At 61.1% G+C, this 20,521-nt stretch carries 15 protein-coding genes; 6 read left to right on the forward strand and 9 right to left on the reverse strand.

Features of this window, described 5'->3' with window-relative positions; genetic code table 11:
- Window positions 1-5: 5 nt before the first annotated feature.
- From F3J08_RS01700 to F3J08_RS01715, 4 genes are all read right to left on the reverse strand, one after another.
- On the reverse strand, window positions 6-1,349 hold the full coding sequence (locus F3J08_RS01700; protein WP_166928170.1) for a TldD/PmbA family protein: 1,344 nt from the start codon (window positions 1,347-1,349) through the stop codon (window positions 6-8).
- Window positions 1,346-2,611: a pitrilysin family protein gene (locus tag F3J08_RS01705; RefSeq protein WP_166928171.1), complete on the reverse strand. Its 1,266-nt coding sequence runs from the start codon at window positions 2,609-2,611 to the stop codon at window positions 1,346-1,348. Before F3J08_RS01705 ends, F3J08_RS01700 begins: the two co-directional genes overlap by 4 nt.
- Window positions 2,612-2,739: 128 nt before the next feature.
- A complete protein-coding gene (gene thrC / locus F3J08_RS01710) occupies window positions 2,740-4,146 on the reverse strand; it encodes a threonine synthase (RefSeq protein ID WP_166928172.1) in 1,407 nt (468 codons plus the stop codon).
- A gap of 84 nt (window positions 4,147-4,230) precedes the next feature.
- A complete protein-coding gene (locus F3J08_RS01715) occupies window positions 4,231-5,370 on the reverse strand; it encodes an L-dopachrome tautomerase-related protein (protein ID WP_166928173.1) in 1,140 nt (379 codons plus the stop codon).
- 147 nt (window positions 5,371-5,517) lie between these two features.
- On the opposite strand from F3J08_RS01715, the gene F3J08_RS01720 reads away from it, so the two are divergent.
- Both F3J08_RS01720 and F3J08_RS01725 read left to right on the forward strand, forming a co-directional pair.
- Window positions 5,518-5,868 (forward strand): DUF3147 family protein, encoded by a 351-nt coding sequence (locus F3J08_RS01720; RefSeq protein ID WP_166928174.1) that lies wholly within the window; start codon window positions 5,518-5,520, stop codon window positions 5,866-5,868.
- Window positions 5,869-5,933: 65 nt separating this feature from the next.
- Window positions 5,934-7,757 carry a tetratricopeptide repeat protein gene (locus F3J08_RS01725; protein WP_166928175.1) on the forward strand — a complete coding sequence of 608 codons (1,824 nt, stop codon included), beginning with the start codon at window positions 5,934-5,936 and terminating at the stop codon, window positions 7,755-7,757.
- Between the two features lie 44 nt (window positions 7,758-7,801).
- Here the strand turns inward: F3J08_RS01725 and F3J08_RS01730 are convergent, their stop codons facing one another.
- The 3 genes from F3J08_RS01730 to murJ form a co-directional block, all read right to left on the reverse strand.
- Window positions 7,802-10,609: a [protein-PII] uridylyltransferase gene (locus F3J08_RS01730; RefSeq protein ID WP_166928176.1), complete on the reverse strand. Its 2,808-nt coding sequence runs from the start codon at window positions 10,607-10,609 to the stop codon at window positions 7,802-7,804.
- A 48-nt stretch (window positions 10,610-10,657) separates the two neighbouring features.
- The gene (mutS, locus tag F3J08_RS01735) at window positions 10,658-13,303 is read right to left on the reverse strand and encodes a DNA mismatch repair protein MutS (protein WP_240149057.1); all 2,646 of its coding nucleotides are present in this window, start codon (window positions 13,301-13,303) and stop codon (window positions 10,658-10,660) included.
- 242 nt (window positions 13,304-13,545) lie between these two features.
- On the reverse strand, window positions 13,546-15,099 hold the full coding sequence (murJ, locus tag F3J08_RS01740; RefSeq protein ID WP_166928177.1) for a murein biosynthesis integral membrane protein MurJ: 1,554 nt from the start codon (window positions 15,097-15,099) through the stop codon (window positions 13,546-13,548).
- Window positions 15,100-15,580: 481 nt separating this feature from the next.
- Between murJ and F3J08_RS01745 the strand changes: the two genes are divergently transcribed.
- Complete coding sequence (locus F3J08_RS01745; protein WP_062164858.1) at window positions 15,581-16,216, forward strand: LysE family translocator; 636 nt, start codon at window positions 15,581-15,583, stop codon at window positions 16,214-16,216.
- Window positions 16,217-16,300: 84 nt separating this feature from the next.
- Here the strand turns inward: F3J08_RS01745 and F3J08_RS01750 are convergent, their stop codons facing one another.
- Window positions 16,301-16,789, reverse strand: coding sequence for a glutathione peroxidase (locus tag F3J08_RS01750; RefSeq protein ID WP_166928178.1), 489 nt, complete (start codon window positions 16,787-16,789; stop codon window positions 16,301-16,303).
- A gap of 226 nt (window positions 16,790-17,015) precedes the next feature.
- Between F3J08_RS01750 and F3J08_RS01755 the strand changes: the two genes are divergently transcribed.
- The 3 genes from F3J08_RS01755 to F3J08_RS01765 all read left to right on the forward strand — a co-directional run bounded on the left by F3J08_RS01755 (window position 17,016) and on the right by F3J08_RS01765 (window position 19,709).
- Window positions 17,016-18,257 (forward strand): NupC/NupG family nucleoside CNT transporter, encoded by a 1,242-nt coding sequence (locus F3J08_RS01755; RefSeq protein WP_166928179.1) that lies wholly within the window; start codon window positions 17,016-17,018, stop codon window positions 18,255-18,257.
- Window positions 18,258-18,409: 152 nt separating this feature from the next.
- A complete protein-coding gene (locus F3J08_RS01760; protein WP_166928180.1) occupies window positions 18,410-19,327 on the forward strand; it encodes an MIP/aquaporin family protein in 918 nt (305 codons plus the stop codon).
- Window positions 19,328-19,412: 85 nt separating this feature from the next.
- On the forward strand, window positions 19,413-19,709 hold the full coding sequence (locus F3J08_RS01765; RefSeq protein WP_166928181.1) for a superinfection immunity protein: 297 nt from the start codon (window positions 19,413-19,415) through the stop codon (window positions 19,707-19,709).
- A 94-nt stretch (window positions 19,710-19,803) separates the two neighbouring features.
- Here F3J08_RS01765 and F3J08_RS01770 read toward each other — a convergent pair whose 3' ends face one another.
- Window positions 19,804-20,514, reverse strand: coding sequence for a TylF/MycF/NovP-related O-methyltransferase (locus F3J08_RS01770; RefSeq protein ID WP_166928182.1), 711 nt, complete (start codon window positions 20,512-20,514; stop codon window positions 19,804-19,806).
- Between the last annotated feature and the right edge of the window lie 7 nt (window positions 20,515-20,521).

A 20,521-nucleotide genomic window follows, 5' to 3' on the forward strand; every position in this document is an offset into this window, starting at 1 on the left:
ACTCCTTACTGGCTTCCGGCAACGCTCATGGCGTCGATCCTCAGTGTCGGGGCATCGACACCGTGGCGGAAGACGAGATCGTCGGCGGCACGCAGGACCGCGAACATCTCGATGAGATTACCTGCAATGGTCAACTCGGCGACAGGTTCCGCAAGCTGACCGTTACGAATCATGAAACCTGATGCACCACGGCTGTAATCGCCTGTCAGGCCGTTGATGGAAGAACCCATCATCTCGGTTACATAGATGCCCTCGACAATGTCCGCCATCAGCGCAGCACGCGATCCCGTTCCGCCCGTCAGAAAGAAATTGCCGACCGCTGGAGAGGGGGGGCCACCCACCCCGCGCGAGGCGCGGCCGTTATTGACCAGACCAAGCTGGCGGGACGAGCGACCATCCAGAATCCAGTCCGTAAGCACACCATTTTCAACAAAGGCGAGAGGTCTGGGCAGCAGGCCCTCGGCATCGAAAGGCTTTGAGCGCAGGCCGCGTGCGCGCGTCGGGTCATCGATGACGCTTAGGGCTTCCGGCAGGATACGCTTGCCCTTGTGGCCGGACAGAAACGAGGTCCCACGAGCAATGGCAGAGCCATTGATGGCACCCGCCAGATGGCCGAGCAGGCTGGACGAGACACGTGGGTCGAACACCACCGGGAAGGATCCGGTGCGCGGCTTGACCGGGTTCATGCGCGCGAGAGCCCGTTCGGCCGCCTCGCGTCCGAGCAGCGCCGGGCTATCCAGATCGGTCAGATGGCGCGTGCTATGTCCGGCATAGTCACGCTGCATGCTTGGTCCGTCACCAGCGAGCACGCTGATGCCGTTGCTATGGCTGGTCTGGGCATAAGCGCCGCTGAAACCGCTGCTTTCAGCCAGGGTGATCTCGACGCGGCTATAGCCCGCAGAGGCGCCATTGCTATTGGTGATCCCCTTGATACCGAGGGCGGTTTCCTCGGCCTCGCGCGCCCGGGCCAGTAATGCATCGAGGCTCGGGGCTTCGGTCGGATCGACCATATCGAGCGCCGCGATATCGTACACGCCCTGCCGGTCGGGATCGACCGTACCGGCCCAGGCATCCTCCGGCACCACATGCGCCATGGCAACGGCCTGTTGGGCAAGCGCCTCAAAGCGGGACGGGTCGAGTGCCGTGGCCGAAACACTGGCCGCGCGCTTGCCCACGAACACCCGCAAGCCAAGCGCAAGGGTTTCGGAGTGCTCCAGCCCTTCCGGTACGCCCTGACGGCACATAGCCGAAACCGAACGCGAGGCCACCATGAGCGCATCGGCCCGATCGGCTCCGGCGCGCTTTGCGGCTTCGATCAGGTCTGAAAGACGCTCCTGGTCCTTGCTCATGCAACAAGCCTTTGGCTGATGGCCTCAAATGACGGAATGGCCCCCACTGGGCCAATGGTTGCGAGCGTGGGGCGGGCACGAAACAGTGTCTCGGCGGCGCGGATCATGGCCCCTTCATCCACAGCATCGATTTTTGCCACGGTCTCGCTCGTGTCGATAATCCGCCCGAAAAGCTGCATCTGGCGGGCAATCTGCTCACAGCGGCTGCCCGTGCTTTCCAGCGACATCAGAAGCGAGGATTTGACCTGTGCACGAGCACGCGCAATCTCCTCCGGGCTGATGCCATCGCCGATACGGCGCAACTCGTCCAGCAGGACCGGCACAAGCTCTGCCGCCTCCTGTTCACCCGTTCCGGCATAGATGCCGAAAAGCCCGCTATCGAGGAAGGGCAGGACGAAGGAATAAACCGAGTAGACAAGACCGCGTTTTTCGCGGATTTCCTGGAACAGACGCGAGGACATGCCCCCGCCAAGGACGGTCGAGAGCAGCATGGTCGCATGATAGGCCGGGTCATTATAGCTGACCGAGGGAAAGCCCAGTACGATATGCGCCTGATCGAGCTCGCGCTTCTCGCGATGCTCGCCACCGAGATAGGTGCATCCCTCACGTGAGGGTGGCTGATGGTCGGGCAGATCGCGAAAATGCTCCTGCACCATCTCCAGCACGGCATCATGCTGCAAATTGCCAGCCGCGGCGATGACCATGTTACGCGTGGTGTAATGCGTCTGCATGTAGCGCATCATGGTCTCGCGCTTCATCGAGGCAATGAGCCCCTCGGTGCCCAGGGTCGGACGCCCCATAGGCTGATCGCGGAAAGCCGTTTCCTGAAAATGGTCGAAAATGATGTCGTCAGGCGTATCGTTCGCCTGACCGATTTCCTGTAGGATCACACCCCGCTCGCGCTCGACTTCCTGATCGAGAAACGTGCTGTGGGTAAGGATATCACCAATGATGTCGATACCGAGCGGGAGGTCTTCCTTCAGAAGCTTGACGTAATAGGCCGTCTGCTCGCGAGCGGTGTAGGCGTTGATATGCCCCCCCACATTCTCGATCTCTTCGGCAATACGTGCGGCGCTACGGCGCTGCGTGCCCTTGAAGGCCATATGCTCCAGAAAATGCGAGACACCGTTTTCCTCTGCGCTTTCGTTGCGCGTGCCGGTGGCAACATAGGCCCCGAAGGACACGGTTTCGACGCGCTCCATCCTTTCGGTTACGACAGTGAGGCCATTGGGAAGGGTGGTGACGGTAATCGGATCGGTCATCGAGTGGTGATGGTCCTGAAATCGAAGGAAAATGGGGTTTGTGAAAGGAGATGGCGTCGCGGGGGGCAAAATCCTAGCCCCCCGCGTTGGATGATCGTGCCAGGGCGTGTCTGACGCCAGCCCGGATATCAGGCGGCGTGAACGTGACTGGCCAGATGACGCCTCACGGCATCCTCAACGAGGTTGAGTTCATTGGGCTGAGTCTCGTAACGCTCTTCACGGGCAAACAGATCAGCCAGGTGCGGCGGTAGCGCCGGGTCGATACCCGTGGCCTTGCGCACAGCATCGGGGAACTTGGCTGGATGGGCCGTGGCGGCCACGATCATCGGAATTCCCGGCTCCTGCTCCTGACGGCCAGCAGCCAGTCCGATCGCGCTGTGCGGGTCGGCCAGATAGAGCGAATTGTCCCACAGCGCCTTCATCTCGCCCAGCGTTGCCTCATCATCGAGCATGAGAGCGCCAAAACGCTCACGCGCACGGTTCCACACGGCAGGATCGACGCTCATGCGGCCTGTCTGGCGGAAACTCTGCATGGTTTCCCGGCAGGCAACCGGATCGCGATCAAGCAGTTCGAACAGCAGGCGCTCGAAATTGGATGAAATCTGGATATCCATCGAGGGCGACAGGCTTGGCTCAACGGCGCGCATGCTCATGTCGTTGCTGGTCAGGAAGCGGGTAAGAATGTCGTTGCGGTTCGAGCCAATGCACAGACGGCGGATTGGCAGCCCCATCTGGCTGGCCGCCCAGGCCGCGAGCACATTGCCGAAATTGCCCGTCGGAACGGCAAATGAGACTTCACGATCAGGCGCACCCATCATGAGGGCAGCGCGCACGTAATACGGGATCTGTGCGGCAATACGTGCCCAGTTGATCGAGTTGACCGCAGAGAGACCGATCTCATCGCGAAAGCCGGTATCGGCAAACATGGCCTTAACCAGATCCTGACAATCATCGAATGTCCCCTCGACGGCGATGTTCAGGATGTTGTCATCGTGAACAGTCGTCATCTGGCGGCGCTGCACATCCGATGTGCGGCCCATCGGATGAAGGATCGCAACCGAGAGATGTGGGCTGCCACGGAAAGCCTCGATGGCTGCAGAGCCGGTATCGCCCGACGTGGCGCCCACGATCGTCACGCGCTGGTTGCGCTTGGTCAGGACATGCTCGAAAAGCTGGCCAAGCAGCTGCATGGCCATGTCCTTGAAGGCGAGGGTGGGGCCGTGAAACAGCTCCATCGAGAACAGCCCGTTCTCGACCTCTACCAGCGGCGCGATGGCGGCATGCGAAAAACCGGCATAGGCCTTCGCGCAGAGCTTCTGCAATGTCGGCAGGTCTATGCTGCCCGCGGCAAAGACCGAGAGGATTTTTGCGGCCAGATCAGGATAGGAGAGGCTGCGCATGGCGCGCCACTCATCTGCCGTGAAGCGGGGCCAGGTTTCCGGCATGTACAGCCCACCATCCTCTGCCAGACCGGCGAGCAGAATGTCTGAAAAGGAGCGCGGGCGCGCATCGCCGCGGGTGGAACGGTACTGCATGATGGCCTTCATGATTGCTTGGCTGGAAAACCGGGGGCGAGAAAAAGACGAAAAAGAACAGAAGAAAAAGAAATGGCCCGTATTTCAGGGCAGGGCAATGCGCAACAGCTTGGATCCGACCGGAATGTAAAGCTCCCCCGCGCCCGTAGTGCTGTGCCCGGCGTCGCCCGGCACCCATTGCGGCATACCGGCCCCGACCAGTTCATGCGATGACAGCAGGATATGCGGATGCCGTGCGGTGTCGAAACTCAGGACGCGTCCCTCGCTGATATCGGTCAGATAAAGCGTGGCCTTGTCATCGATCGTGATCCCGCTGACGGTGGGCGTGCCACGCCATTGCGTCACCCCTTCCATGAGTTCGGACGGGGTCACGGAAGGATCGTTCAGCAGATCGGCGGAGAGGCGGTAGATCGGCCCGGTAGGGGCCAGCTCGTACAGCCATTGACCGTTGGATTCGAGTGCCAGATAGGCGAGGTCGCGCGTGAGGGGATGTCCGTCCTTGCCCGGTACGGCGTGTCCATCGATGGTCAGGGGCACATGCCCGCGAGATGTGGGGTAGCCAGCGAAAAACCGCGTGGCCGCATGACGTTTGAGGTCGAGCACGGTCAGGGCAATGCCGCCTTCATCAGCCAGATAGGCCATGTCGCCATGAACGGCGAATGCCGTAAAGCGGGATTGGGGCGTGTACCCCTCGGCGGGGATCTCCTGCGTCTGGAGAACCTGCCCTGACGTCGGGTCAAAACGGATCAGGCGCGGCGCGGTCTTGTCTGCGCCCCCGTCGAGCAACCACAGCGTACCGTCAGTGCCGTAAGCGAGGGCAACGGGCGAGAGAGACGTGTTGACGTGAGGCTCTGTGCCGCCATCCGGCCAGATAAGTGTCAGAGGTGAGGCGACGGGCTTCGAAGTCTGATCTGCGCTCAGCCTAATCAGGCAGTCATTTGCGGACCCCGCGTCGTGTTCCGTTGCGTCGCACAGCAGGACGATCTGATTGTTCTTGAGGGGGAGTGCCTGTTTCCAGCGGCGTGCCTCGGGCAGATCGATTGTCGCAACCACGCGCGCGCCTTCGGTATCGGCAACCCAGGGGCGCTCGTGAGACGCTCTCGCCGGTGCGGCATGGGCAAGCAAGGCAAGGCCGGCAACGGCCGAGATCGCTCGGAAACGGAATCTGAGCGGGTGGCGTGGGGGCAGGAGGCGGCTGGGCAGAGAGCGTAAGAAGGCGACCATGTCTCCTTTTAAGGCCAATCGGCCCCCTTGCAAAACCATCTGTTGCAAGAGCAGCATTTTGCCGCCATCGGATTGGCGGATGCTTCAAAGAGCCAGAAGATATGTTGCGGATTGGGGGGCACCCATCACGCAAGGGAGAAACGGTTCGTGCTTGCCCTGTTTGTCAGATCAGCCCTGTCGGGTGTGTTGATTGCCTGCGCTTCGACTGTAGCCCGCCGCTTTCCCGGTTTTGGTGCGCTGATTGCCTCATTGCCGCTGGTATCCGTGCTGGGCATGATCTGGCTGTGGCGTGACAGGCCCGACGCGGCCAACATGGCCGATCATGCGGAGGCGACGTTCTGGTACGTTCTGCCCTCCTTGCCCATGTTCCTTCTTATCCCGGCGCTGCTTCGGCACGGGGTCGGGTTCTGGCCCGCACTCGGTGCCGGTTGCCTGCTGACGATCGTACTCTACCTTGCAGTGACATGGATCGGGCCGCGCTTTGGGCTTGTCCTGTAATTGCGCGTTGAACCAGGCGCTTCGCGCGGTTGTAACAGGCACTCAGACGTTTCATGATCAGCATCATGTCAGATACGCGCTCAAGGGCTCACGCCTCACGGATTGATACGGGTCTTGCCCTTCTCGCAGGCGGGGAAACTGTGCAGGCGGAGGCCATCTTTCGGGAAATACTCGCGGTCGATGTCGAGTGTGCGGGGGCGTGGCATGGGCTGGCCTGCGTGGCGCGTGCCCTGGGGCAGCCCCGCGTGGCCATTGCTTCAGCCGCGCAGGCCCTTCAGCTGGAAAAGAATGACCGCGAGAAATCGCGCTTTCACATCACGCTTGCTGCGGCGCTGGATGAGGCCGGACATCTGCGAGAAGCGGTCTCGGCCTGTCGCGTGGCCCTCCTGCTTGAGCCGCGCGATTTCAGGGGTAAGGCGTTTTTCGCCGAACTACTATATCGCAGCGGGCAGGGTGACGAGGCTGAACGCGAGTTTCGTGAGGCACTCGCCCTTGCTGCCGACCCGGCGTCGTTGCTCGCTCGCCGCGGCGCCTTCCTGATGGCGCAGCGCGACTTCGTGACGGCATCCGAGACGTTCAAGGCACTGATCGCCCGGTTGTCCGTCGGTGCTGGCTACGACAGCAATGCAGGCCATGCCAGAGACGCTGACAAGACTCAGCGGCAGGCACAGGCGGCAGCCTATGCCAATCTTGGCGCAGCGTGTTTCGAGGCCGGTGCCATGAGCGAGGCGCTGACCGCCCTGCAAACAGCGTTGTCGCTCGATGTGCCAAGCGCGCAGACGCTCAATAATCTGGGCCTCGTCTATCATGCGCTCGGTGCTTTCGCTCAGGCAGAGAGCCTGTTTACGCAAGCGCTCTCTCATGCCCCTGACGATGCAGGCATCAAGGGGAACCATGCGACGCTTCTTGCCGAGACCGGCAGGGAGCATGAAGCCGAGCAGGCTTTCTGCGCCGTGGCTCAGCCGCCCCTAACTGGCGTTGCTCCCCACGATGTTGCGGGGACTCTGGGCTTTCATCGTGCACGGTTCAATCTCGGCGTGCTCCAGCTGGCCCGGGGCGATTACGCGCAGGGCTGGGCCAATTTCGAGCACAGGCTCGCTCTCACACCGCTACCGTCAGATCCGCCGCGCTGGTCGGGTGAGGAAACCGCTCAACGCGTTTGCATTCAGGCCGAGCAGGGATTGGGGGACGCGTTGCAGTTCCTGCGCTTTGTGCCCTGCGCGGCTGAGCGGGCACCGCTCCTTCTGTCCATACCGGCACCGCTTCAGGGGCTTCTTCGCGCTATGCCATCCCTGACACCACTCCTTCAATCGGGCCGTGTCGTTCTTGAAGGCGAGGCAACACTCTTTAGCCCGATGCTGAGCCTTCCTTACGTACTGGGTGTGGAGCACATCGACGCAAAGCCGATCCTTGATCTCGGGGTTGCGCCCGAGCCAGGCCGCGTGGGTATTTTTCATGCGGGGAGTCCGACCTATCGCTTCAATGCGCGTCGTTCACTGCCTGTTTCGATGCTCGCGCCGCTGGTCGCTGTGCCCGGTTATGAGTTTGTCAGCTTCCAGGCTGAAGGAGAGCGTGCGGCGGCCCCGTCATTTGGCATGGTGCAGGGCGTTGGTCCGACCCTGCTCGACACAGCAAGGGAAATGGCCCGATGCGAGATGATCATCGGCGTGGATAGCCTGCTGGCCCATGTGGCGGGATCGGCGGGCATGGAGCTCTGGCTTCTCGACCGCGTCGGGGGAGACTGGCGCTGGCAGGGGCCTGACTGGTACGCGAGGACACGGGTGTTCCGCCCTGCCGATCACGCACCGCCTGCTGAGGCGTGGCCTGTCGTAGTGACACGTGTCGCTCAGGCCCTGCGGGACAGGGAAAGCGAAAAACCGGCGCTCTGAACATGGGCGCGCCTGATTGTTATCCCTGAGGCGCGCGCTATCGCTCAGGCCGCGACGGGCTTGAGCGGTCGGGTGGTATCATCCTGATTCATGGTTGCCAGCAGGGCAGTACGGATTTCAGCCATACGGGTTTCGGAGGTGACCTTGGTCCCTACCAGATCGCGCACATAGAAAACGTCGACCGCCCGCATGCCGTAGGTCGTGATATGTGCTGAGGAAATCTGCAGTGACTGCTCACTGATGGTGCGGGTGATATCGTATAGCAGTCCGGGGCGGTCGCGCCCGTTGATTTCGATGATCGTGTGACGCTCCGACGCGCGGTTGTCGATCACGACACGGGCCGGAACATGGATGGCCCTCATACGGCGTGTCGCGCGTTGATCGGCAAGGCGGTCGAGTTCAGCACCGATGGCGAGGCGGCTCGAAAGAGCTTGCTCGATCAGACTGTTCAGGCGCGCCAGTTGCAGCGGCGTGTCAAAGGCGCGTCCGTTGCTGTCCTGCACCCAGAACGTATCGAGCGCCATGCCATCGCTGAGCGTATGAATACGGGCATCGACAATCGAGGCACCGGCAACAGCGAGTCCACCGGCAATCTGTGAGAACAACCCTGAATGGTCGGCGCTGAAAATGGTGATTTCGGTCACGTCGCGCTGAGGGATCGGGGTCGCTTCGATTGTCAGCGGTGCCGAGTGGATTTCCGAATCCAGGACCAGTCGTGCGTGGCGGATATGGGTATCGGCGTCAAAGCCCAGCCAGTAACCGGCATAGCCCAATGTCAGGAAGTGCTCGGCCTGATCGGCGGCGACACCCTGTTGGAGAAGGCCGTCACGCACCAGTTCCTTCGCATGGCTCACACGCTCGTCGCGTTCTGTGGCTGCCAGGCCACCTTCGAGAACCTCGGCAACGCGGCTGTAGAGCTCGCGCAGCAGAGTCGCTTTCCAGGCATTCCAGACATTCGGACTCACGGCACGCATGTCGGCAATGGTGAGCAACAGCAGCAGGCGGAGGCGCTCTGGAGACTGGATGATGTCGGCGAGGTCGAGAATGGTGCGCGGGTCGTCAATATCGCGACGGAAAGCGGTCTGGCTCAGGAGCAGGTGATGCAGGATGAGCCATGAGACCGTCTCGGTCTCTTCGGCATCCAGTCCAAGCTGCGGACAGACATGCTGTGCCACCTCTGCGCCGAGAACCGAGTGATCGCCACCGCGCCCTTTGGCAACGTCATGCAAAAGCGTGGCGACATACATGGCACGACGCGACTGCATGTCGCGAGCCAGATCGTAAACGAGCGGAATTTCATCCGCCATGGCCCCGGCCTCGATCCAGCCAAGCATACGCACGGCCTCGATGTTATGCTCATCGACCGTATAGATATGATAGGTATCGAACTGCATCTGCCCGACGATACGCGACCAGTCAGGCAGCAACGCGCCAAGAAATCCCGTATCGTTGAGAATGGTAAGCCAGTCTGCGCCGCTGGGGCGGGCATGTTCCCTGTTCATCTCTGTCGGGCGCATGAGAAGCGACAGAAACACCCGCATGGTCATTGGGTCGTCACGCAGCGAGGCGATCCGGCGCTCATTGCGTATGAGTTGCTGGATGGCGGTCGGATGCAGTTCCAGATTGTCCTGGAATGCCGCATCGAGCATTCGGACCATCAGGCGCGGATCGTTCTCGAAGCACTGCGCATCCGCGGGCGCGATCTGGTCATTGATCAGTCGGAAATGGCTGGCATCTGCGGGCGTCAGGATCGTTCCCTGATAGGGAGCCTCGCGAACAGGGCCTTGCAGGCGTTCCATGATGCTTGGTTCGAGGATACGGGTCAGGCGCATGACCTCGCGCGTGGTGAGGAAATAGTGGCGCATAAAGCGCTCGACGCCCTGTTGTCGTCCATGACCGGCATAGCCCATACGGCCGCCAATCACAGGCTGGACGTCAAAGGCCAGACGCTCGTCAGCCCTTCCGGCGATGTAATGAAGATGCAGTCTGATGGTCCAGAGGAAATTCCAGGCGCGTCGTGCGCGATTGGCTTCCTGCTCGGTCAGGAGCCCCAGTGTCGTGAAAACGGGTTCGTGCGGGCGGTGAGGATGGGCGGGATTGATGTCGCTGCTGTCCTGAAAGACCCGCGTCATCCAGTTCAGGGTCTGGAGGTCACGCAGGCCGCCGCGTCCCTCCTTGATGTTCGGCTCAACCATATAGGGGTTGTCGCCGAAGCGTTTGTGACGTTTCTCGCGCTCGTCGATCTTGTCATGAATGAAAGACAGGGCGTTTGCTTCGCTTCGGCTGAAACGCGCACCAAGTTCGATGAACAGCCGCTCTGCCCCGGTGATCCGTCGCGCATCCAGAAGGGTGGTGCGTATGGTCAGATCTTCAGCCGCCGCTTGCAGGCAGCCTTCAATGGACCGCGTGGCATGACCCACACGGACGCCCAGATCCCACAGGAAATACAGTATGTATTCGATCTGCGCTGTCGTTTCGGGCGCAGGGATCTCGTCGGTGAGGAAAAGCAGATCGATGTCACTATAGGGGGCAAGAAGGCCACTGCCATAGCCACCCGTAGCACAGAGGCTGAGGCCGTCTGCCGGGGCCTTGGCCGCCGCGCGGGACAGGTCGAAAAGGCTCGCGATGGCTCCATCCATCAGCTGCGCCAGAGTTGACGCGGCAGCAATGCCCTTGAGCTGGCGCCCCTCGAAAAGCCTGCGGATCTCGCCGTGATGACGACCGATATGACGGCGGAAGAGGCTGACGGCATCCTCGCGTGAAACAGAGCCATCCGGCTGACGCACACGGTCAAGGGCCGTGGTCAGGGCTGACTGCATGTCGGTTTCAAGGAGGGAGATGGGTTCGCGCATTAAGATCCGTCGGTCAGGGGCGTTAAGGAATACCTGAATTTGCTATCTTCAGGTCAAATCGTTCTTTGTTTCAAGCGCAAGTTTGCGTAGCGCGTAGAGGGCCTCCAGAGCGTCGCGCGGCGATAGGGTGTCGGGGTCGATCGTTTCCAGTGCTTCACGCAGGTGATCTTTCGCCACAGGGGGAGGTGGGGCGGCCTCAAATAGTGGGAGTTGCGGCCCACTGCGCCCCTGATCGCGCTCAAGGGCTGCCAGCAGGCGCGTGGCACGCTGCACGACCGGTAGCGGAACGCCGGCCAGCTGGGCCACGTGCACCCCCCAGCTCTTGCGCGCCGAGCCCTTGCGCACCTCATGCTGGAAAATTACCTCGCCCTGCCATTCGCGCACCGCCATGGTGAAAGGTGTCAGCCGGGGCATCGAATCGGACAGGCTGCACAGCTCATGAAAATGCGTGGCGAAGATGGTGCGTGAGCCAAGCTGCGAGTGAAGCGCCTCAAGTGTGGCCCAGGCGATGGCAAGTCCGTCGAGCGTGGAGGTGCCACGGCCGATCTCGTCCACCACGACAAGTGAGCGTGGACCGGCCTGACGCAGGATGGCGGCTGTCTCGGTCATTTCTACCATAAAGGTCGAGCGTCCGCGCGCGAGATCATCAGCAGCGCCCACGCGTGAGAACAGGCGATCGACGATGCCGATACGGGCCTTTTCAGCCGGAACGGGCAGACCGGCTTGGGCGAGGATAACAGCGAGGGCCGTTTGGCGCAGGAAAGTCGATTTGCCGGCCATGTTGGGGCCGGTCAGCAGCATCACGCGCTGATCGGGGGGCAGGTGGCAGTCATTGGGGATGAAACGCGTGGCGCGGTCCAGGGCAGCCTCAACCACAGGGTGACGGCAGGCCTTGAGCGCAAAGCTCTGATCCTGCGTCATTTCGGGACTGCACCAGGTGCCACCCTGCGCCAGGCGCGCACTGCCAGTCAGCACATCGGCCAGCGCAAAAAGTTCCGCCAGTTCCGGCAGGGCAGGATGGGAGACAGTCTCGGCAACCAGCGCGCCGAACAGACGACGCTCCAGCGCACCGGCGCGGTCGGCAGCCTCCAGAATAGCCCGGTCGAGGTCGAGCAGTTCTTCGGTGGTGAACCGCACCAGATTGGCAGTGCCCTGCCTGAAGGAAAGCTCGGGGCAATCCCGGAGCCTCGCCCCGTGCAGTGCCGAGGTCTCGATGATATAACCCAGTTGCGCGTGATGTTTTATCTTGAGCGTGGCAACGCCGAATTTCTCGGCATAGCTTTGCTGAAGCGCTGCTAGGGTACGTTTGCTGTCGTCACGCAGGCCACGGTAACGATCGAGATCGGCATCGTAGCCGGTGGCGATAACCCCGCCATCCTCAATACGGGCGGGCAAGGAGTCTGATAGGGCTTTTTCCAGCGTTTCCAGCAAGGCATCGGCACGGCCGTACAGCCCGGCGAAAAGCGTCCGGATGAGCGAAGGCGTTGCATCATCGCAAACCGGCTCGAGCAACGCCACGAGCGCATCAGCCGCTTGCAGCAAATCACGTGTGGCAGCCAGATCGCGCGGCAGGCCGCGCCCCGTCGAGAGGCGGCCCAAGGCGCGGGCAAGGTCGGGACTGCGCCGCAGGATAGGCGTTATCGCCTCCATCAGCCCCGGCTGGGCACCAATCCAGCGCCAGCCTTCCTGGCGGCTCTGGATGAGCGTCAGATCGGTAGAGGGGGCTGCAATCCACTGGGCGAGTAGACGTTGCCCGGCTGCGCTGACACAGCGATCCACTGCTGCAAAGAGCGTATGTGTGGTCGTGCCGTCTCTGGCCTGCACGAGATCGAGGCTGGCGCGGGTTGCAGGATCGAGGCCCAGCGTTTCGGAATCATCCCGTCTGAGGGGGCGGGCGATACGGGGCATCGCACCGGCCTGACTGCGACGCACATAATCGAGCACCAGGGCGCCAGCACGAATCTCCTCGTCGGTGAAGTCGCCCAGAATATTGATTTGAGGAACTTCGAAAATCTGCGCCATGCGCGTCTGTGCTGAGTCGATGCCGGGCGGGACCATGTTGGGTGCGATGCGCAGCGCGAAGGGCTCCGGGACAAGCGCCGGCTCAGCAAGGATTTCCGAGGGGTCGAGGCGGGCGAGCAACTCCTCGATCTGGTTACGCGGCAGCGTCGTTGTTTCAAACGATCCGGTCGAGATATCGATCCACGCCGCGCCGCACGCGTCGCTCACGCGCGGTTTGCGAGCGGGGGCGGAGAGGGCGAAGAGAAGGTTGGGGCGCCCGGCTTCGAGCAATTCGTCTTCGGTCAGCGTCCCTGCCGTGACAAGACGCACGATGGCCCGCGAAAGAGGGCCTTTCTGGGGGAGATCACCAGCCTTCCGTGCCGCTTCGGTCTGCTCCGCCACAGCCACACGGAAGCCGCGACGAATCAGGCGGGTGAGATACGCCGGGGCGGCCGCAACCGGAACGCCGCACATGGGGATCGGCTCTTCGTTATGCTTTCCCCGTGTGGTCAGGCTGATATCGAGCGCCATCGACGCCGTTTCGGCATCGGCGAAAAAAAGCTCGTAGAAATCGCCCATACGAAAAAACAGCAGCGCATCGGGTTCCTGCGCCTTAAGGGAAAACCACTGCGCCATGGCAGGTGTTGCCCCCTCGGCACAGGGGATTGCACCCGTAATCGCGGGGGTCGTCATGCTGGATATCGGATCTGTATGTCGCGCCACATGACACAAATCCTAACGTTACAGCGCGGTCCTGTGAACTCTCTGTTAAGGGACCGGACGCAATCGCTTTAGAGCCATGATTATTTTGCAACGCTTGACTGTGCGGTCAGGAAGCCAGCGACCTATAGCCGTGTAAATCATGCAGGTGCGGAGAGACGCAATGCGTGGGGCGCCATCACGCCCCGACCTGAATTCAGGGCCCTGGTATTGTCTCAGCGGGCCCGCCCGCGACGCAGCACACGACGAAGCAGACGATCAGGCTGCGCAACGCCGAAGGCCCAGAGGGCGGCGAGGTAAACCACACCGGCCAGCCCCATGAGGATGCCAAGCATCATCGCCCGCATGAGGGCATGCCACATGACCAGACCCGGCGCGATGAGGCGTGCGAGCGTGACCGTGACAAGCGCCATGAGAAAAGAGGCGGCGATGACACGCAGCAGGCGGCCAACCAGAGCCGCATCCGGACGGAATACGGATCGCCTGTGCAGGATGACGGCAAGGAAGCCAAGATTGACCAGAGCCGCAATCGTACTCGCAAGCGGCGGCCCGACATGGGTGAGCGGGCGATAGAGGGCAAGATTGAGCGCAAGATTGAGCGCAAGGGTGAGAAATCCGATACGCACTGGCGTGCGGGTATCACCATGAGCGAAGAAGCCGGGCGAGAGCACCTTGATCAGAATGAAAGCGGGCAGGCCAAGCGCATAGGCTCGTAGCGACTGCGCTGATGAAAGCGCGTCTTCGGTCGTGAATTTTCCATAGCCGAAAAGCGTCGCCATGATTTCGGGGGCAAGGGCCAGCAGGCCAAAACAGGCTGGAAAAGTCAGGATAGACGCATAATCAATGGCCTGATTGAGCGTTTTCTGTCCGCCTGCCGTGTCGTGTTCGGCTGCATGACGGGTCAGTACGGGCAAAAGCGTTGTTCCTGCAGCGGCCCCCAGAACACCCAGTGGCAGCTGGTTGACGCGATCGGCAAAGTAGAGCCACGAGATCGATCCTGCAGGGAGCAGGGTGGAAATCAGCGTATCGACGGTCAGATTGAGCTGTGTGGCGCCAGAGCCAACCAGTCCCGGCCAGAGCCGACGCAGCATGTCACGCATCTCGCCCGTCAGGCGGGGGCGCGGCAGGGTCAATCGCACACCGGCCCGTCTGACCGACCAGAGCAGAAGGCCAAGCTGGACGAATCCTGAAACCGTGATTCCGATGGCGGTCCAGGTGGCGGTATCATGAAACACCAGCGCGCCAAGCAGGATGGTGGCGATGCCCACGATATTGAAGGAAACATAGGCCCCGGCTGCCATGGAGAAACGATGCAGCCCGTTGAGCACGCCCGCCACCAGAGCGGCTGTGCAGATCAGGATCAGATAGGGGAAGGTGATGCGCGTGAGAGTGACCGCCATCTCGAAGCGGCCCCCGGCATGATTGAAACCCGGTGCGATGATTTCGATGATCCAGGGCATGAACACTTCGCCCAGGATTGTGAGGCCAAGCAGCCATGCGCTGAGGCAGCTCAGGGCCTGCGAGGCAAAGCGCGAGGCATCTTCCTGCCCATGCGCTGTCAGACGTTCGGTGAAGAGCGGTACGAAGGCTGCGTTGAAAGCCCCCTCGCCAAAAAGCCGCCTGAACATGTTCGGCAGCCTGAAGGCAATCTGATAGGCGTCCTGCACCGGGCCAGCACCCAGAAACGCTGCAAGAAGCTGGTCACGCACCAGACCAAGGATACGGGACAGCATGGTCCAACCACCGACGGTGATCAGGTTTCGGAGCATTCCGGGCTTCCAGTCAGAGAACAAGCTAAAATTGAACGCGCCTCTTTAGACGCAACGGCGCTGGAGCGCCATCGGGTCGGGGAGGATTGGCTACGGGGTCATCAGCATGACGGCGCCCAGCCATCGGGGCAGAGAGTGGCTTTCCTGTGGCGGTGGATGAGCGCGGCGAAAAAGGGTGTCGTTACGTCATGACCACACGCAGGTATGGCCAGCCTAGCCTGCAATGCCAGACATATCCTGAGTTTGTCCCCCATGCCGACAGGCCGCGCTCTTCTGCGCGAAATTATCTGACGGTTCGATCGTGCAGAAAAGGCATGGCTGCTCCTACGAGCTTTTTCTTGTGGGCAGCTATCTCCCGGGGCTAGAGAACGCCCCTCGGGCCGCACGTTGGCGGGATTTTTTCCTGTTAGCCTCAAAAAGCGGCCCGGCATCAAAAGAGGATGGACCCGGTTAGCCGGATGTCGAACAAGGCGAGCGAGAGATGAGCCCTATAGTGCTTTCACTGACCAGTTTTGTCCTTGCTGCGGGGGTGTTTACCCTCGTCCCCGGGCTCGATACGGCATTCGTTCTGCGCAGCACGACCATTTCCGGAACTCGCACAGGATTCTGTGCGGCGCTCGGCATCACGCTCGGGCTTTTCGTGTGGGGAGCAAGCGCCGCTTTCGGGCTGACAGCGTTGCTCGCAGCCTCAAAACTCGGTTTCACCATCGTGAAATGGGCAGGCGCCATCTATCTTTTCAGTGTCGGAATACGCCTGCTGCTCCAGCCCCGTGGCAAGGCCACACCCGGTGACGCGTTGCGCGGGGTCACCCTGTCTGGTTGGCAGAGCTTTCGTCAGGGGCTGACGACCAATCTGCTCAACCCTAAGGTCGGTATCTTCTTCATTACCTTCCTGCCGCAATTCATCCCGCACGGGGTCAATTTCGTCGCATTTTCACTGCTGCTGGCGGGAATTCAGGTGCTGCTGACGCTGAGCTGGTTCACATTGCTCATTCTCATGACCGTCAGGTTGGGGGCGTTTTTGTCCCGCCCCGCCACTGTAAGGATTCTTGACCGTGCTACGGGGGGTATCTTCATGGCATTCGGCCTGCGCCTTGCCCTCGAGCGCCAAGGCTGAGCCATTTTCTCAATGCGCTTGGGGCAAAGCCTCTGGCGCAGTTGCATCAGAGAGTCCGACACGCCACAGGGTCAGGCAGGATTATTACCGATCCATCACAGCACGCATGACGCTGGCCTTGAAGCGATCTGAGTCGGGGGCGGTGAGCGGCGTGTACCAGTTGAGCAGCTCACCCTCACGCGAGACGATGTATTTGTAGAAATTCCAGCGCGGGCGCGACAGGATCCCGCCCCGACTGGCCAGCCAACGAAAAAGCGGCGTGGCCTCCTTGCCCTTGACGGTCGATTTGGTCGCCATAGGGAAGCTGACGCCGTAATTGCGCGAGCAGGTGGTCTGGATCTCGGAAGCTGTTCCCGGTTCCTGCTGGCCAAAATCGTTGCTTGGCACTCCCAGCACCACAAGGCCGGATTTGCCGTAATGGCTCCAGAGATATTGCAGCCCTTCATATTGCGGGGTGAAGCCACATTTCGAGGCCGTATTGGCAATCACGACCGCCTTGCCTCTGAAATCGGCCATCGAGATCGGCTCGCCGCACAGGGCGGGTATCTGCAAATCATAAAAACTGGTCGTCATGTCAGTCCGTCATGCCTCGTTATGAGCCTGATCGCCACTGTGGCTTTCCGCTGGACAGCGTGCAAGCATCCCGACACAGTAAAACCTTTCGCGAGTAGAACGGTTCCCGCAGGTCAAGTCTCGACGCTGGCGCTCTATCGTGTTGTAACTCCTCGCATCTCTCACCCGCCTGGGCGCAGTTTCATGCCCTGAGGGGGCAGGGAATGAATGAACTGAAGGGCCGTTGATGTTCCTGCGCGGTTTGGTTGGTATGGCAGTGCTCATCGCGCTGGGTGTTCTGCTTTCGAGTAACCGGAGAGCCATAAATTTCCGTCAGGTGGGTATTGCTCTGGCGCTGCAATGCGGCATCGGCGCCCTGGCGCTTTTCGTGCCGTGGGGGCGCAGGCTTTTCGGGGCGCTGGCCGATGGCGTCGGGGCAGTGCTGGCCTATGGGCAGGTTGGCACGCATTTTCTGTTCGGCGGTCTTGCAGGGCCCAAAATGGACGCTCTGTTCGGGCAAGACAGTTTCGTGTTCGCCTTTCAGGTGCTGCCAGCCATTGTCTATGTCTCGGCGCTGATTGCCATTTTCTATCATTGGGGCGTCATGCAGGCGCTGGCGCGTATCATCGGGCAGGGCCTTTGCCGTGTGCTCGGCACAACGGCCATCGAATCCTTTTCTGCCGTCATGACCGTGTTTCTGGGGCAGAGCGAAATGCCGGTGGTGCTGCGGCCCTATGTGAACAAGCTTCGTCGCGCCGAACTGTTCACGATCATGAGTTCTGGCACAGCCTCGGTTTCCGGTTCCGTTCTGGCAGGTTATGCGGGGCTTGGTGTGCCCATGCATTACCTGCTGGCGGCGTCTTTCATGGCAATACCGGGCGGACTGCTTTTCGCCAAAATTCTTTGGCCCACCCCGGAGGATGCCGCGCTGGCAAAAGAACCCATGCCAAGCGCCGTGCTCGAGACATCCGGTGTTTTCGATGCGCTGGCCGAGGGCGCGATGAGCGGTGCCCGCGTGGCCTTTGCCGTGGGTGCCGTTCTTGTTGCGTTTGTCGGCATCACCGCACTGGTCGATGGCGTCCTTCACGGGTTGGGCGGGTGGCTCCATTTGCCCGGGATGAGCCTCTCCACGCTTCTGGGCGGGCTGATGGCTCCGCTCGCCTGGCTGATCGGTATCCCCTGGGCTGACTCCCTGACCGTTGGCGGGCTCCTTGGGCAGAAAATCGCCTTCAACGAGTTCGTCGCCTATGTCGGTCTATCGCCGCTTATCCATGCGCATGCACTCTCTGCTCATAGCCTCGCGATCGTCTCGGTCGCGCTGTGCGGCTTTTCCAATTTCTCGAGCGTAGGGATCCTTATCGGTGGCTTTGGCAGCGTGGCTCCTGAGCGACGCGCTGAAATCGCGACGATCGCTTCACGTTGTGTGATTGCCGGGACGCTCTCCAATCTCATGAGTGCCACGATCACGGGGCTTTTTATTGCCGCCTGAGCCAGTGTCCCCCAAAAGCCTCGCATAGACCCGGCTATCGCAGGGGCGTCATGGGATCTTGCCTGTCAGCAGCGGGATTTTCCGATCCCGCAAATCTGACACGCCTCGGATGGCAGGGCGCAGGAAGGCAGAGGAAGAGGGACAGCTCAGGCATGGTGGATGACACACCCGGCAAGCAGGACCTTCACTCCCTTTATCCCGATCCCCATGACCGCCCTCTTATGGGGAAGCCCGAGCCGGGCAAGAACCTTCATACGCGGCTCTATATTTGCGAGTTCTGGGCCACCTGCCTGCTGATGATTGGTGGTGTCTGCTCCAACGTTGCCATAGGCTCACCGCATAGCCCCGTCGCCAGGGCGCTGGCTGACTGGCCCAATCTGCTCAGTGCCCTGGAAGGGCTCGTTTTTGGTCTGAGCTCCACGCTGGCGGCGCTTTCGCCTTTTGGACGTGTCAGCGGCGCTCATCTGAGCCCGTCCATCAGCCTGGCATTTTGTCTGGGCCAGCGTCTGGCCTTGACCGATATGGCGTTTTACATGCTCGCCCAGATTTCAGGTGCGGTCATGGGAACGGGGCTGGTTGCGGCGAGTGGCCTGATCTGGCCAGTCTGGGGGCTCTGGTGCCAGTCGTCACGCTTTGCAGCGACCGTGCCGTCTCCATTTGTGCCGCCATGGTGGGCCTTTGTAGGCGAGATCAATACAACGGCGATTCTCGTTGCTGTTGTCCTGCTCTGCGGTGCGCGGCCTATGCTGAGACCGTTTGCCGCCTGGGCGGCAGGTCCGGTGTTTTTCGTGCTTAATCCCTTCGAGGCCTGGCTTTCGGGCGATAGTACGAATCTCGCCCGGAGCGTCGGACCGGCGCTGATATCGGGATCATGGGAGCATTTCTGGGTTTATCTGCTCGGCCCCTTCGCTGGGGCCAGTATCATGATCGTCCTGATACGGGCCGAAGCGTTTGGCAGGGTTCATCTGCACGAGGCGCGTCTGGCCTATTTCGGTCATGAAGGGCGGGCGCCGTTTTTCCTGTCGAGATGGTTCAGGCACAAGGGCCGTGCGTCCCACGAAGCGAGATAGTTACCTCAAAGCAATGAATGGTTGCATTGCGTCATCTATCCATGCCGATTAACGTTATCTTACCGAAACGGATGGAGACGTTATCATGTTGGATAAGAGCGCGTTGCTGCACCGGCTGCATGATCATGATCCGCTGGCTCTTGTTCTGGTGGGGCTTGTCTGTTTCGTCTGGGTGTTTCTGCCGACGCTTGTTGCAGGGCTGCGCCGTCATCCGTCTTTCCGGATGATCGCGCTGATCAATCTGGTGTTCTTCTGGGAGTTCTGGATCTGGATGCCGCTCATGGCATGGGCTTTCATGGATCGGCCCGGCGATGCGATGGTGGCCCGTTTCGAGCGCCTGCGCGGCGCCGTAAGGAATATTCTGCCCGGACGAGGCAGATAGCCATCGACCCATACGGGCCGTGAAATGGGGCCCGCTCCATGAACGCATGCGTTCATGGAGCACGGCGCGCCACCCCTGCTGTAATACCCGCGGATCAGTCCTGACGGGGGTGACGGATGATCATGGCCTGGGTGGTGGGTAGTTCAATGACATGCTCCGGCTTGTCGGCCAGAAATTCGGCGAAAGCCTGCGCCACGCCGTCAATGATGGAATAATCGTGCGTGAGAATAATGCCGCCGGGGATCATGCGCGGATAGAAATAGGTCAGCCCGGCCAGTGTCGCTTCGTACAGATCAACATCGAGATGGACAAAGCTGTAGCGTTCATCGCCAAGCGAGGCAGCAGAGTCTGGAAAGAAGCCGGGGTGAAAGGCGACGTTCTCATACCCTGCGAGCTTGCGTTTGACGGAATCGAGCGTTCCGCAGAACTCACCCTTGGCAAAGACCATGCCCTCTTTCGCGCAGGGTGTGGGCAGACCCTCGAACGTGTCGAACAGGTGAAGCCTGCGGTGATTCTTCACCATGCAGAGCAGTTCGGCCGAGGCGCCGCGATAGACACCGAACTCGGCCATATCGCCCTCATAGACGGCCTGCGCCTGCGCCAGTTCATGAAGCACGAAGGCCTCGTCACTGCTCAGGAGTGAATCCGTGCCTGCACGCGCCTTGTCGAGCCGGCGTAGGGTCACCGGATGTTTGTGCCCACCGAGCAGCTTCATCTGCATCATGCTGTGTATACCGAATGTCAGAAACCGGATGACACGGTTTCGGCTGACGAGGCGACGCATGGCTTCATTGCGCATCCACATGATGCTG

The organism is Asaia sp. As-1742 (assembly GCF_011753235.1).
GTDB lineage: Bacteria > Pseudomonadota > Alphaproteobacteria > Acetobacterales > Acetobacteraceae > Asaia > Asaia bogorensis_B.